The organism is Cohnella phaseoli, from assembly GCF_003386235.1.
Lineage (GTDB): Bacteria > Bacillota > Bacilli > Paenibacillales > Paenibacillaceae > Cohnella > Cohnella phaseoli.
The window spans coordinates 147,514-162,959 of sequence record NZ_QRDZ01000011.1; the positions used below are offsets into that span (position 1 = coordinate 147,514).

Genomic DNA, 15,446 nt, shown 5'->3' on the forward strand with positions numbered 1-15,446 from the left:
CATGCTGGCGCTAGATCCGCCTAAACTGTCTAGATCCGTCTAAGGTCCGCCTCAGCAAGCTTACACCAGTTCCGCGTCCGCTTCCCAATCGACGGAAGAATCGGTCGCCATCGCATTCAGTGTATAGGCCATGTCGGTTGTCGTAAAGATGGAAACAACGGCATTATAGTTGGCGGAGCCGTCTTGATAGACGACATGCGCTTTGCAATTGGGTTGACGGTACTTCTCGCTGGCAAAATGGACCGCGCCCCGCTGGTGGGTCGCGATGAGCTGGTTCAGGTTCCCTTTTTCGTAGAACGCTTTGCATCTGCGCAGCTCCTCCAGTTTGTCGGGCCGGTAGTTTTCCGTCGGATACTCTCCCTTGTTCAGCTTCCACGGCCCCCAATCGAGCGTAAACGTCTGGTTGACCGGCAGCGAAAGATGCATCTCCAGCCGGTGATTGGCGCCCCATGTTTTGCCGTCCACGCGGGGCACGTCGAACGTAAACACAACCTTCGCGAACGAAGTGCCGATGACAGTGGTTCCGGCCGACGTATAGATCGCGCTTGAGCCGCCCGAGCCGAATATTTGCGCCAGCACCGGCTGCACGGAGATCGACTTCGAGCAGCGCAAATACAGCGACAAGGACACGCGCTCGCCGGACAGCTTCGTCACGTCCTCGATCATATTAATGAGCGTATGGTACGTCGCTCCCGTGGCCGTCTGACTGTTCGTTAACCGCAGAAAATAGCTTGGATGCCCAGGCACCGCCGTCTGACCGGGAGCAAACGTTTCCTTCGTCACGGCTGCTGAGCCGCCGATGCCGTCGCGGCTCACGTAATAGCGGTCGGCCACTTTGAATATCCCCGAACCGGCGATCGTATAGCTTGCCCCGTTCCCGCGCTGCCAAATGTCGAACCACGTATTCGTCCCGTAGTTGACCGCGCGCTCGGCATCGGAGAGCAGCGGCATGCTAGGAGCGGATGCGGCGTACATTTTCGGATTGCCCGTACTGCGAATGTCAATGCCGCTCTGTCCCGCGATCGGGTTCAACAGCAGCAGCGGATATTTCCCGCCCATATACACATCGACGGAGATGTCCGCGTTGCGGAGCGCGATTTTGTCATTCAGACATACGAGAAACTTCGTATCGGTTGACACATAATCGTTGGAGACATTATGCAAATTCACGTACATGTCCTTGAGCTTGAGCCCCGTGAGATAAAACGACGATACGGCTGCCGTAGGCTGGTCGCCCATGGCGATGACGGCCTCGCAGCCGCTATAGATCGTTTCCACATACGTCGAATCGACTTCCACATAATTCGTGTTGTCCGCAATATGCACGGCGTACTTAAACCCTTGGAAACCTCCGCCGCGAACGACCGATTTCCAGCCGCTCACATAGACGCCCGTCCCGCCCGCAGTCGTACCGCCGATATTGGCGAAGCAGTCTACGACGTTTAAGCGGGAATTGCCGTTGTCGGATACGCCTGCCGCCGATTTTCCGTTCGCCCTGATGAAGTTTTTGGCAATATCGTTGGCGCTCTCGTACATACAGTCCGTTACGTAGCAGTTCCAGTTGTCCGATTGAAAAAAGATCGCGTAGCCGGCCGCGCTGCCGAAATTTTTGAACACGCACCGGTCGATGCGGGGATTCACCACGAATGTATTCACATAAATGCCGTGCTGCGCATTCGCGCCTCCCGACAAGATCAGATCGCGAACGCCGTAAAATTCATGCTTCGTTTGCGGGTTAACCGGATCGTTGTAGCCGATCCCGTCTTTGCCGAGCTTGACGGCGTGAGCGGTCCCTTCATAGACAAGCTTCGCGCCGCCGCTGCCGCACAGAATAACCGGCCTATTGAAATATAGACCCGAGGAATATCGATAAGTGCCGTTCGAAAAATAGAGCTGCACAGGCGTTCCGTCCGTGTTCGCAATCGCATTGACATAATCGGCGGCATCGGTCAACGCCGCCGTATCGTCCGTGACCCCGTCGCCGACGGCGCCGAAATCTTTGACGCTAATCGTGTCGCTCGAAACAGTCAATGCAGCCGCTTGCTCGCCCCCCTGCGCATAAGCCGTAAGCGGGCTGAACGCTCCGCCAGCGGCAAGCGCGGCTGTGCCTGCAAGCGTATAGGCCAGAAATTGACGTCGGGACACGCTGGCGGATTTCTCAGATTCCTTGTCGTTCATGTTCTCCATGACGCACTAACCTCCACATGGTTATTCGGTCGTGTACGCGCTCAGGCCAATATCTTAAAACAAATGAACGTTGAACTGCCCGTCCCGTTCTTCAACCAGGGCGAATCCGAGCGCCGGAAGCTCGATGGACGTCCGACGGTCGCCAAGCCCCAGCAGCCCGGCGTTCGGGCGCTCCTCCAGGTTCATGACGATAACGCTGTTTCTCTCCGGCAGCGAAACAAGCGCCAGATTGACGCCTTCAATAATACGTGGAAAATCAGCCTTAAACGCTCCGCAAGCTTCAAGCTCGCGCCTTAGCAGCGCAACCTCCGTCTCCGCCGGCAATGTGCCCGCCTCATGCTCCCAGAGCCGCACGTTCTCCGGCAACCGATCCAGATTGCCTTTATTACGCTCCGCCGCTTTGCGATCGACGATAACGGTCTTATATAACGGGAAGCACTTCTCCCATTCGTCGCCGATCCGGTAATCCCCGAAAAACAGCAGCACCTTTCCCGTTGCGTCCGGCTCGTTGCCGCGCACCGGTTTGACCGGCAGTCCGGCGTAATAAGGCAGCAGCGGCGGTTCGACCGGCTCGCCGTATGCGCCGTGCGTGCCTTTGGCCAGGTGTACCGGATAGGCCCGCTCGTACGGGTCGCACCAGTCCGCGATCTGCCGGATGGCCGGATACTGCCGGCTCCAGGCGCTCCAATACGACTCGTCGATCAGCCATGTGCCGCTCATGAAATAGATGTCCGAAATGCCTGCGGATACGGCGATTTTCACCTTGCAGATCAGATTGTTCTCGCTCAGCGAACGAGGCGGAAACACCGTCGTCTCGCTCACCGCATGCTCGCGGCCGACCAGGTTCAAATGATACTGAATGCCGAGCAGCTCGCTCGCCTTCCCTTCCGGACTGCCGAATTCCCCGTCGCTGAAGTGCAGCTCGCCGACACGAAATTCGACGCCGGGAACCGCATCTTTAATCTCGCGCATATCGATCCCGTGCCGCTCGTCGCCGAGATGCATGACCATGATGCCCAGCTCGACGCCGGGAACGTTCATTTCCTTCATCATGTCGGTTACTTTGGAGCAGTTGTAGCGCACCCATTCCTTCATTAATGCCGTGTCCGTCTTGTTCTGCAGCGTCTGCACAAGCGCTTCCCGCGTCAACGTCCGCCCGGAGACCTGCCCGAATTCGCTCACGCAAATCTCGCAAAAACAGCCCTGAATCTCGTCTCCCAGCTCGCCCAGCCGCAAGTCGTCGTCCATCATAAACCGCTTAAAGCCCGCATCGCGCAGCGCCACAATCGACTCGACGTTCTCGCGCACCATGACGGGCTCGATGTCGCCGATATAGTATTTCGGCTTACCCGCGCTGTCCTGACGATAACGCCAATGGTCGGGAATTTTCAGCAGCACGTCGGCATCGTCGGGGTTCAAGCTGTTGCCGGGATGACCGACGGGCAATTGAATAATCGCCGCTTCGAAGCCGTGGCTTCTGGCAATTTTTCCGGCCTCGGCAATCGTCTCCAGACTGCTCCACGTCGTGCCGTAAAAATATCCCCACAGCCAGATCGTATCCACGCCCGCTTCCTTCATCATCGCAATGACTCTCGGACCTTGTACTTCGTCCACAAGCAAAGCCGGGTCGATATTATAGTTAAGTTTCATCTTGTGTAAGCCCCTCTCCGTGCTTCCCGGCATTCAGCCCTTCACGCTGCCGAGCACGATCCCTTTAATGAAAAATCTCTGCAAGAACGGATAAACGATTAAAATAGGCAGCGTTCCAAGAAAAATTTGCGCAGTTTTGACGGTCCGCTCCGTAATATCGGCAAGCTGCCGCACATCAACCGTCTGCGTGACGTCAGGCCTGACCACGATCGTCTGCAAGTAGCTTTGCAGCGGGTAATTCTCGTTGCGATTCATATAAATCAGTCCATCGAACCAGGCGTTCCAGTGCCCCACCATCGTAAACAACGTAATCGTGGCCAGCGCGGGCAGCGACAGCGGCAAATAAATTCGCAATAAAATCGTCCAATGCCCGGCGCCGTCCATGACGGACGATTCCTCCAGCTCCTTCGGCAGTCCGCGGAAAAAATGAAGCAGCAGCACCGCATGATAGACCGGCACGGCGGTAGGCAGCACAAGCGCCCACATCGTGTCCAGCAGACCGTAGCTGCGGATGGTCATGTACACCGGGACAAGCCCCCCGCCAATCAGCATCGGTACGATAAAATACCATAAATAAAGCGGACGCTGACGGAAAGCCCTCGGTTCTTTGGACAGCGGATAAGCGACAAGCACCGTCATCAGCATGGCGATCGCCGTTCCAAGCACGAGCCGCTGCAGCGATACGGCAAACGCCCGTCCGAATTCCGGCTTGTTTAAAACGTGTTTATAAGCGTCGAAAGTCGCCTCGACCGGCCAAAGCTTGACCGCACCGGCCGAGACCGCACCCGAGCCGCTCAAGGAAATCGCCCATACATGTACGAAGGGCAGGACGCAGATCAGCCCGACCGCAATCATCAAGCTGTAGTTGAAGATCAGAAACAGTCTGCGGGACAACGACTTGTATTCGACCATACAGCCAGAAGCCTCCTTCAGGGCCGTTCCGGCTAAAAAATACGATAATTGGCATATTTGTACGCCAGGCGATAGGACATTGCAATCAAAACAAAGCCGATGACCGATTTAAACAGACCGACAGCCGCAGCAATGCTGTACTGCGTCTCGACGATCCCGACACGGTACACGAGCGTATCGATAATGTCTCCCGATTCGTACACCTGGGGACTGTATAACATAAACACTTGATCGAAACCTGCATTTAGCACATTGCCGAGGCTCAGCACGGCCAGCAGCACAATCGTGGGCGCCATTCCGGGCAAGGTCACATGGAGCGTCTGCCTCCAGCGCCCGGCCCCGTCTACATAGGCGGCTTCATGCAAAGTCGGATCGATCGCCGTCAGCGCCGCCAAATAAACGATCGTGGCGAATCCGAATTCCTTCCACGTATCGGATAGCACAAGCGTATACGGAAACCAGGCGTTCGAACCCAGAAAAAAAATCGGCTCAATGCCGAACAACCCGAGGAAACGATTTACAATCCCGTCCTGCATCGACAAAATATCCATGAGAATGCCGCCGAGAATGACCCACGATAAAAAATGCGGAAGATAAATCAGCGTCTGTACGCCCCTCTTGATCAGGCCGTTCCTGATTTCGTTGAGCAGCAGCGCAGTGAGAAACGGTACGATCAGGCCGCATAATATTTTCAATACGGCGATCAGCACCGTGTTGTAAATCACCTGGCCGATATCCGGCAGACGCAGCATGTAGGTGAAATTATCCAATCCGACCCATTTCGAGCCGAACCACCCCTTGCTCGGGATAAACTTCTGAAAGGACATCGCGATGCCTGCCAGCGGAATATAATTGAACAGGAAAATAAATACCGCGCCGGGCATCAGCATCGCATGAAGCGCCAGATTTCGTTTCCAGCGTCCGGTTTCCAGCCGCATTGTCTCACCTCGTTCCTTCCATGCGTCCCCCTTCCGGTTGCTAATTGACGGCTTTTACCCACTCGTTGACTTCTTCGGTAATTTTCTCTCCGCCAAGCTCGTTCCAATCCTTGACGAACTTGTCGAACTCCTCAATGCCCGACTGACCAAGGACGATCTTGATCGTCATGACCGACTCCATCTTGTTCAGCGTCGCCCATTTCTCCGCCATCGTCGGGGTAGAGCCGCCGAGGAACTCGGTATTTTTCAGCTTATCCTCGTTTAAGTAGCCGTCGATCATTTCCATCCCCGCCCCATCCTTGCCGAAGGAGCGATAGAACCCCCAGCCGTTGCCGGCAATGTCGCCTGTCTCGAACCAATTTTGAATCGCGTCGTAATAAATTTGCTGCTCAAGATCGAGTCCTTGCGGATTTCGGCTCTCCAGCGCGGCTTTAACGGCACGGTGCGCCTTCACGTTTTTGAGCACCGGGAACGCTTTGACCAGCCCGTACGGCCACGTCTCAATATTTTTGTCCACGTTGCGCGACAGCGACACATCGGCATTTTCCCAGTTTTTTTCATTCCAGAAATTCAACAGCTTCACAACCGCCTCGGGATGCTTGTAACCTTTCCTGACGACATAGAAGGAGCTTGCCGATACGCCTACTTGAGCCAACGCCGGCTGGCCGTCCGCCGACGGGATCGGATACGCTCGCCATTCCGCCTGCGGATCGTTCAGCTTGTTATTCTTGAGATTGGCAAGCGGAGCGTACATCGGCCCGTACATCATGCCAACTTTTCCGGAAGCGATCAGCTCGTCGTATTTCGGTCCGTCCTTCACGCCGAATTCCTTATCGAAGTATCCGGCCTTATACATGTCCGCAAGCTTCAGCAGCGCGCCCTTCATTTCCGGCTGAATGCTGCCGTATACGACCTGGCCGTCCTGCCCCTTCACCCAGGTTCCAGGATAAGCGTGGAAGCCGTTGAAGAAGCCGGGAATCTGCGCCTCTTTCACGAGCGCCAGCCCGTACGTGTCGTCCTTGCCGTTGCCGTCGGGGTCCTGCTCGGTAAACGCCTTCGCAATGGCGATCATGCCGTCCATCGTCGTCGGCTCCGGCAAATTCAGTCGCTTCATCCAATCGTCGCGCACCCACAGCATCGACACTTCGTCCAGGTTGCTGTTCGTCAGCGGGAGCGCATAAAGCTTCCCTCCGAACGCGGACGCCTTCATCGCCAGCCCGCCGTCTTCCTTCAGCAAACTTTTCGTAAAGGGCGATGCGTACTCGTCATACACAGCGGTCAAATCCTCAATCATGTCGGCTTCCACCAAATTTCTCAGCTGCAGCGCATTCACGGCCAGAACGTCCGGTATTTCGCCCGAGGCAATGGCGATATTCGATTTATTCGTGTAGGCTTCGCCGCCCTTGACGACCCAATCGTTCTTGACTTCAACCCCTAATGCGTCGCGATAAGCATCGTACCAGACGTTGTTGTCGATCGAGCGCCCTTCCTCGAATTTCAACGTTTCCGATATTTCCCGGCCCGTCGTCAGCACGATTGGCGGGTCGTATTTGCCTATCGGACCGTTCGTCGGCTTCGCCGTTTCCTCGGCGACCGGATCCTCCCCTTTGCCGCTGCAAGCGCCGAGCGCCACAAGCATAAGCGCCAGCGTTGCGGCTCCTGCTGCTTTGATCTTGATGTTAGCCATGACGTTACTCCCATCGTTGTAGAGTACGCTCTACTGCAATTGTAAAAACAACGGCTTGAGCGGACAATCGGATTCTGTTGACGCAGTTAGGACTTTGTTGTCCAACTATAAAAGCGCCGTCGCCACAACGGGGTGACGGCGGCGCTTTTTCATTATGATTTGTAAAATTCAAGGAATCTTTGTATAATGGCCGCCATCTGGCTGCGCAATGCGTTGCTTTTCGGTGTCAGATTCGTGCCGGCCCCCTGAATAAACCCTTTGGCGTTGGCCCAGCGCATGGCGTCCTTCGCGTAGGCCGACACGGAGTCTGCATCGGCAAATCCGGAGAGATCGGCTCTGGCGGACACGTCATACCCTTTGAAGGCGGCGTACCGGTACAGAATCGTCGCCAATTGCTCGCGGGTAATCGCGTCTTCCGGGCCAAACTTGCCGTTGCCGTATCCGCCCACGATGTTGTTTTCGACCGACCAAGCTACCGCATCCGCGTAGTACTTAGCCGTCGCCACGTCGCTGAAAGCGTGAGCTGCGCTCACGGCAGGCGAACCTTCCAGGCGGTACAAAATCGTCACCAGCATCGCGCGCGCCGTCGTTGCTCCAGGGTCAAAGGCCGTATCGGAGACGCCCTTCATCAGCCCTTTTTCATAGACGTACTTCACCGCGTCGTAGAACCAGTCGGTTTTCTTCACGTCGATAAAATGATCTGTTCCGACCGGGGTGGAAGGCAAGATTTCCTTTTCTTCCTCGGTCGGGAGCTTCGGATCGGTTGTCACCGTGCCGCCACCGCCGGACGAACTGCCGGATGAACCGCCCGTTGAGCTGCCGCTTAGACTCAGCTCCTGCAATGCGCTGGCGTAGTCGGTCTTGTTATCGCCGTTTGTCGCTTCGGAGAACACATAAAGCTTATCGTCCGCACCCAAGCTCACGCCGGATAGGTCAAGCTTAACGCTGCCGCTTGCGCTCTGCGGCTGTGCGATATTTCCATAGTATTTCACAGCACCGCTTAGGTCCATAACTACGGCCGAAATATATTCATTGGCTCCCGTCGCCGCGCCCGTGTAACCGATAGTCATCACTTTGCTCGTCGCGTTATATCCCGTTCTTTCCGCCGTGAACGTTCTGCTGCTATCCCGAACGGTCAGCTTCCATTCCGACGGCGTACCGGCTGAAACCGCCTTTAGTGCGGCGGCGCCTACGGTTCCGCTCAGCTTGCCGCTCTGGGCCGCGGAGGAGAAGAGAACCGAGGACAGCGACAGGTTAAAAGCGGGGCGTGCGCCGTCGGCGTAGGACACGCGGGTATAGCGCTGAACTACCGAGACTACGCCGGCGCTATGAGGCTTGTCCCCATACGGCGACCGCAGCCACCACCAGCCGGCGCCGCTGCCGACCGGATCGGCGATAAATGCCGCTTCCCGTTCTTGATCGCTGTGAAAATAGGTCGCCGCTTCCTCTCCCGACAGGAAAAACGCCTTTTCCCCAATCAGCTCGCTTGCGCCGTACTCTAAATACGGACCGTCCGCTTTCGTTGTTGCCTGCATGGCCGACAGCTCCGCAGCCGTAAAGTGCTCCGATCCGGCAAAGCTTCGAGTCCACCTCTGCGCGTCGCTGCTTTGCCATTCGTTGGGCTGTGCCTGTCCGTCGTTGTCGTCGCCGTCCCATACGGCTTCAAAGGGCGTGCTTCCCAGCAAATATTTAGAAATCAGGAACGCGCCTCCCTTATGGGTATTGGTTTTGTCGGCATCCAGCACGAGCCAAGGAACCTCATAGGTTCTACCATTCTCCGTATACCGGCCGAAATAAAGGGTGTTTCCGTCGACGATTCCGCCCGTCCCGGCAGTCATCGCCCCGGTTCCCGGTCCCGCCGCCGACGCCGCCGCGGGCAGCAGGGGCATCGTCATGCACAGACTGAGCAAAGCCCCGCATATTCTTTTTTTCATATCGGATCTGCCTCCTTCTTCATTTAGTTGGGAAAACCGATAGTCGGCCATTCGAAAGGATATCTCACCGGATTTTGCACGCTTTCGGGAGCCAGCAAAATATACTTGTACCGCCACGCCTTCTCAAAATGCACCGTCAATGCGTTTCCGTTCAATGACAGATTATCCCCGTTGATGGCGTCGGTCGCCGCACTTCCCGGCAAAATCAAACCTTCGGGCAGCGTGAAGGTCACATCCCTCGGCTGATCTGTCCGGCTCAGGTTCGCCGCAACCGCCACCACTGCGCCGTCGGAACGCTTATAGTACGACATAGGCGTCTCTTCATTGGAGCCTGCAATGTTGCTGTCGCTGTACAGGATAAACCGCGCGTCGTTCAGGTCGTAGTACTTCATCATCTTGGCTCGCAATAGCCCATCCAGCCTCACCGGAATATCCAGCACCGCGCTTACCGCCGATGCGGTATCCACCTGCGCGTAATTCAGGAAGTTAATAGCCAGTCCCGTCTGTTTTCCCATCGTTGCCCGCAGCAGCTCCGGCGTCACCTCTCTGCGGAAGGTGTTTTCCGACGGATTGGCCTCCGCATTTAAGAATTGCTCCCCCTTCCATATGCTGTCGGAAAATCCCGCAGTCGGCGTCCATGTGCCGACAGGCGTGTGCAGGTCCATATAGAAATCGGGGCGAACGGCCTTCCCCATCGTACGAAGACGTTTCATAAAATTCCTGTACTCGAAGATGGAATAGGAGGGCTGCAAAACTCCGTCGCGATCATAATAACCCGCGCCATGGTGTAGGTTCTGATCCATTGGCGGGATCGCGGTGCTATCCATGTACAGACCGCCGATGCCGTCTTCCAGGAGCAGTTTGTTAATGCTCCACAGCATGAAATTCTGGTACTGCCCCGCATACGAAATATTCGCCCCGATATGATTCGTATCCGAACGCACCCAGCCGTTAGGCAGGAAAAACGGTTCCGTCACGATTTCATCCTTGTAGGTTTGAAATTCCGGCGTATTGTTCCCCAATTGGAAGCCAATGTACGGGATCACAGGGATGCCCTTCTCATTGGCCGCTGCCGCCAATGCATGGAGGGCGTCTTTTCTTCCTTGCTCTCGCGTCATCGGATAGCCTTGGGATTCCGTCCAGTCCTCGTGAATTTTGAGCAGCTGGTAGTTGTCTTTCTTTAATCGATCCAAAAACCATGGCCAGTCGCGACTGCCGTTAAGATCGGGACCGCCTACGTAGATTCTGCTTTCCGTGGGCCAGGTCTCATTGGGAAGAAGCTGATACTGCCCGGTCAATACTCTCCCCGGTACATTCTCATCTTCCACTTGAAGCTCCCACACGATCGGGTCGCCATTTTCCGCTCTCGCGGTGAAGTTGTTGTAAATAAATCCGGCTCCATAAACAATTTTGGCCTCTTGCATGGACGCATTCATCAAGCCGAAATCAAGGGGGATTTCCGCCATCTCTTCATACTCAATCGGCCATCCGTTGCCGATGCCAACCTTCAGCGAGTGTTCGTCCCATGTTAACCGGACCTCTCGCTCCCAAGAGTAATTCCACTCGCGATCGTAGGTGAACTCCTGAATTTTATGGCGAACCCGGTTCTGATTAAACCCTGTTTCAGTGGCCAGGAAGAACTTGGGAGCGGCCAAACTATAGTAAAGCCCGAAGCTATTGCCGTTGGGGAAGCGGACCGCAACGACCGGCGTCGCCATTTCATTTTGCGGATCGTCCGGATAACCGCCCGACCAGCTATAGTTGGTCCAGTCCTTGGGCGACATTTTAACCGTCAAATCCCCGTGCTCTGCCGTCACATAATCCTTGGCGGGATAGCTCAATTGCCCCTTGTTCTGCGAGAAGGTGTTCATTGACCATAGATCGGCGCCATACGCGCTGCTTCCATAGATGAAGACCTGCTTATTTTCCGCCTGAGGCCGGATGGGAGAAGCCTGAATGGCAAAGGTGAAGACCAGAGGCGTGTCCCGATCAATCTCGATTGCCTTGTCAATCACATTCATTTGCAGCACATGGGCTCCGCCTTGCTTCTTCAGCGCAAGCACATCATCGGGATTGTGGAACGACCAATTTTCCGTCGATTCGGCGACCCACGTCAGTCCCACTTGATCGTTTCCTACAAAAATATGCGGAGTAAAGCTGCCCGCAGCTTCATCGGGGAATTTCCCCGAACGCGCCCCGCTCCAGTAAGGATAGCTGCCCCTTAAAGGAGAATCGGTCGTATCCGCATCGAACAGCGTCGCAGCTTCCGGCCTCATCGGAATGTTCACCTTGAGGTTCTGGAGCTGCACCGGAGTGTCGGAATCGGATGCCAACTGCACGTCAAACCGAATAAATCCGTCGTATTCCACCTTGCTGTTCACGCTCAGCTTCAAATCGTCCGATACCGACTCGTTCAAATATTGGACTGCGGTATCCGTCTTTTCTATCCCTATATCGTTGGTTTCGTAAAAATGAAGCTCCCGCGCGTCAGCCTCTCCCTCGATCCGAATCGGCGCAGCCAACAGCTCCTGCCCCTGACTGGTAATCTGGCTCACAAAGGGGGAACCGCCAAAGGCATATTCCCTTCCCCAAACCTCCACTTTATTGCCGACAGTCTTCACGCCGGTCCAAGGCGCGAGCACAATATCCTCCGTACCCAAATCGGAATTCCACCATTCCGGCGTGACCGGCTTTTCCAGAGACACCGCAGGAAGCGGATGGGAATTCCCGCTGCCTTTTAACGTGGCAACAATTTGGTAGCTTCCTGCCGGATGAGCGTTCATATCCATTGATGCCCTGAATACACCGGCGGCATCGGCGTTCACTTCCTGTGCGGAGATGACCGTTCCTTGCTCATTCTTCAATTCAAACAGAGCGCTTGTCGCAGGAAATGCGGTGTTCACATCATTTTTGTCCAGACTAAGCTCCGCCTTCTGTTCGCTCCAGTAAGAACGCACCTTGAGCGGAGGCGGAATATCGACCGGTATTTTTCTGCTGTAGTACACTTTGCCGCTGTCCGCGTCGGTCACGATCAGGATGCACTCCCATTTGCCTTGCTCCAGCGGGCTGTTCAGGCTCAAATCTCCCGAGCCTCCGGTAGCCAATGTTAGCGTCTGTTCCTGAGCGCTCCCCAGCAGCGCGCCGGTGCTGCTGTTCCTCACCTCTTGCACCGCTTTGAACGTCAGATCGCCATAGGTTGCATTAGTCACGCTGGAAACCGTCTGAAACCCGCTCTTCAAATCGGCGGCATGGACGGTCTGACGCAGCGCGCTAGGATTCTGATCGTCCCGGTAAAGCCTGCCAAACGCTGTAAAGTCGTGGAACGTTCCACCGTAGTAGGGCGACCAAGAGCTTTGAATCATGGCAGGAATCGCCATAGGTCCGGAACCGCCCTGATCTCCCGCCGACTGGGATCGGCTAATATTAAAGCCGTATTCCGTTGCCGAGAAGCCGTTCAGTCCGAACAGACTTGCGGGAAGCTCCACTTCCAGATCCCAGTAACCGTTCCCTGTAGTCGCGCGCGCACTCCAGTCCCCGTCGTTCCCCCATGAAGAATCTCTTTCCCGGCCTTCGTATTTGACCCCCATCGCATTAATAACAAACTGATAGTAGGTCTGCTGCGCAAGGTCCGGCTGGAAAAAAATCTCGATCGAATCTTCGGTATACACCGGGCCGTCGTGTTCCGTCACCCTGGCGCTCGGCCTTTCCTTCTGCATGGAATGAACCGCAACATACAGCTTGTCCTCCGTAAAGAAAACCTTAAAGAAGGTGGGCTCCGGTACTGCCTCCGACTGGGTAAAGGTGACGAAACCCGCGCTTTGCGCCGCCTCGTCCCATTCCGCATCCTCGATGACTCCGTCAATGACGGGAGCTTTATTCGCAACCGTGGGGACATGGATGGCGGTGATCGGCGGGTCGGCTTGAGCTGCCCGCACCGACGGCACCGCATAACCGGAGGTCAACAGGAGCGCGAGCAACAGGACACAGGAAATCGATTTATGAATAGTTCTCCTCATATTTAACACCTTTCCTGTAAGCTTAATTTTTAGAAATCGCTTGAATGGCGGTTCTATCCCCGCCCTGAACGGCTACATAGAACCGCTCGTCCGCTCCGGTCTGTCGTCCGCCGGCGAGAACAACGCGAAAGACGCCCTTGCCGTCGGCCTGCGCTCTGCCCAGTTCCTGTCCCGTTTTGTCGCTTACGGCAATCCTTGCATAGGGCAACGCTTTGCCCCGGACTTCCCCTTCTCCTTCGTATACAGGCTCATAGACGTATTCCAGCCGATTTTGGCGGAAGGCATACTCGCCGATATGATCCGCCAGCCCCTGCGGCAGCGTCAGCTCAGAAATTAGATTATTGGCGAAGGCGCGGTCGCCCAGGTCGGTCAAGCTGTCCGGCGCATCCAGCTCGGTCAGCTCATTGCCCCTGAAGGCACAACTGCCGATCGTCTGCAGCCCTTCCGGCCATGCGACTTGAGATAGCTCGTTCTGCTCAAAGGCGCTGTCCCCGATCGCGATAAGAGTGCTAGGCAATTCCAGAGCGACAAATTGATTGTAGGCAAACGCCGCCGCGCCGATCTGGGTCACATCTGCGGGCCACGCGATTGAAGAAAGCTTATTATCGCTGAAAATCCCTTGCGGGATCTCCCTCATATCCGCCGGCAGCTGCACCTCTTCGATCCGGTTATATTGGAATATCCACCCGCCGTAATTGGCGATCCCTTCCGGCAGGGCTACCGCGCTCAGCTTATTTCCGGAAAAGGCCGATTCTCCGAGAGTATCGAGCCCCTCTTGCAATGAAAGCGCACTCACTTGATTCAAGGCAAATGCTTCCACGCCGATCTCTTGCAAGTCGGCGGGAAACAGAAGCGATTCAATAGAGTTGTTGTAAAAGGCTCTTTTTTCTATGCGCTCAAGGGTGCTGGGGAAAGTTACGGATTTAATCTTTTTCTCCTGAAAGGCGCCTTCCCCGATCGCTTTCACCGTGATTCCTTGAACGGTTGCAGGTATAACGATATGCTTATATGCTGCGTATTGATCGTTGGCTACTACGTATTCCGTGATAACCCCATCGCTATTAATGACAAACTGCTCGCCCGGCGTTGCGGCGGCAAGCAGCCCCATCGCGGCATTCGCGCCGCCAAACAGCACAACCGCCGTCACCAACGCCAGCAATCCCCGGTATAAGCGCTTTTTGTTTTTCAACATGCTCCTATTCTCCTTTCTGGTTCAAGCTTCTTACGCAGCCTTCAATTAACCTTTTACGCTCCCAAGGACAATTCCCTTGACGAAGTATTTCTGCAAGAACGGATAAACCAGCAGGATCGGAACGGAAGCAATAATAATCTGCGCCGATCTTGTCGTACGGTCCGAGATGCTTTGGAGAGTTTTCCAGTCATCCGCCTTCAAGTACTTAAAATCAGGCATCGTGATCACCGTACGCAGAAAAGTCTGCAGCGGGTAATTATCCGGCATGTTCATGTAGATCATCCCGTCAAACCAGGAGTTCCAATGGGCGACCACCGTGAACAAAATAAGCGTGGCCAGAGCCGCCATCGAGGTGGGCACATAAATTCTCCACAGCGTCTGCCAATGCCCGGCGCCATCCATGTAGGCCGCTTCCGACATTTCCTTCGGAAGTTGACGGAAAAAGTTCAGCAAAAGAATAATATTGTAGACCTGAAGCGCTCCTGGAAGAACCAACGACCAGATGCTATCGAGCATATCCAGCTGCCTGACCAGCATGTAAGTCGGAATGAGTCCTCCGCCGAACAGCATCGTAAAAAACATAAACCAGACATAGAACGTCCGCGGCCTGAACGCCGTGCTCTCCTTCGCCAGCGGATAGGCGGTAATAATCGTAAGGAACATATTCAGCGGAAGCCCGATGGCGATTCGCTCCAGCGTCACGCCAAACGCTCTCCAGAATTCCTCGCGTTCCAGCACAAAGGTAAACGAGCTCAAAGTAAAGTTTCTGGGCCACAAGGTGACGGTGCCCTTAACCACCTCGTTGTTATCGCTGAAGGCTATAGCAAAAATGTGCAGCAGCGGCGCCAAGCACGTCAGCGCGAGAATTCCCAGAACGGTTCCATTTACGATAGGGAAGATATACGACTTGTTTGTCTTTTGGTTCATCGC

At 55.3% G+C, this 15,446-nt stretch carries 9 protein-coding genes; all 9 read right to left on the reverse strand.

All coding sequences use genetic code 11. The features are described from left to right. Positions 1 to 60 precede the first annotated feature (60 nt). The 9 genes from DFP98_RS15545 to DFP98_RS15585 all read right to left on the reverse strand — a co-directional run bounded on the left by DFP98_RS15545 (position 61) and on the right by DFP98_RS15585 (position 15,443). Entirely contained in the window at positions 61 to 2,187 is a 2,127-nt protein-coding gene (locus tag DFP98_RS15545; RefSeq protein ID WP_116061525.1) for a glycosyl hydrolase family 28-related protein, read from the reverse strand. 54 nt (positions 2,188 to 2,241) lie between these two features. Continuing rightward, positions 2,242 to 3,837 carry a hypothetical protein gene (locus tag DFP98_RS15550; protein WP_116061526.1) on the reverse strand — a complete coding sequence of 532 codons (1,596 nt, stop codon included), beginning with the start codon at positions 3,835 to 3,837 and terminating at the stop codon, positions 2,242 to 2,244. A 33-nt stretch (positions 3,838 to 3,870) separates the two neighbouring features. Next, positions 3,871 to 4,749 carry a carbohydrate ABC transporter permease gene (locus tag DFP98_RS15555; RefSeq protein ID WP_116061527.1) on the reverse strand — a complete coding sequence of 293 codons (879 nt, stop codon included), beginning with the start codon at positions 4,747 to 4,749 and terminating at the stop codon, positions 3,871 to 3,873. 32 nt (positions 4,750 to 4,781) lie between these two features. Beyond that, positions 4,782 to 5,687 carry an ABC transporter permease gene (locus DFP98_RS15560; protein WP_116061528.1) on the reverse strand — a complete coding sequence of 302 codons (906 nt, stop codon included), beginning with the start codon at positions 5,685 to 5,687 and terminating at the stop codon, positions 4,782 to 4,784. 40 nt (positions 5,688 to 5,727) lie between these two features. Beyond that, positions 5,728 to 7,374, reverse strand: coding sequence for an extracellular solute-binding protein (locus DFP98_RS15565; protein WP_116061529.1), 1,647 nt, complete (start codon positions 7,372 to 7,374; stop codon positions 5,728 to 5,730). 152 nt (positions 7,375 to 7,526) lie between these two features. Next, on the reverse strand, positions 7,527 to 9,308 hold the full coding sequence (locus DFP98_RS15570; protein ID WP_181917716.1) for an S-layer homology domain-containing protein: 1,782 nt from the start codon (positions 9,306 to 9,308) through the stop codon (positions 7,527 to 7,529). Between the two features lie 23 nt (positions 9,309 to 9,331). Next, positions 9,332 to 13,324: a glycoside hydrolase domain-containing protein gene (locus DFP98_RS15575; RefSeq protein WP_116061531.1), complete on the reverse strand. Its 3,993-nt coding sequence runs from the start codon at positions 13,322 to 13,324 to the stop codon at positions 9,332 to 9,334. 22 nt (positions 13,325 to 13,346) lie between these two features. Then, positions 13,347 to 14,516, reverse strand: a complete 1,170-nt coding sequence (locus tag DFP98_RS15580) for a leucine-rich repeat domain-containing protein (protein WP_116061532.1) — start codon at positions 14,514 to 14,516, stop codon at positions 13,347 to 13,349. Between the two features lie 45 nt (positions 14,517 to 14,561). Further along, positions 14,562 to 15,443, reverse strand: coding sequence for a carbohydrate ABC transporter permease (locus DFP98_RS15585; protein ID WP_116061533.1), 882 nt, complete (start codon positions 15,441 to 15,443; stop codon positions 14,562 to 14,564). Positions 15,444 to 15,446: the final 3 nt, after the last annotated feature.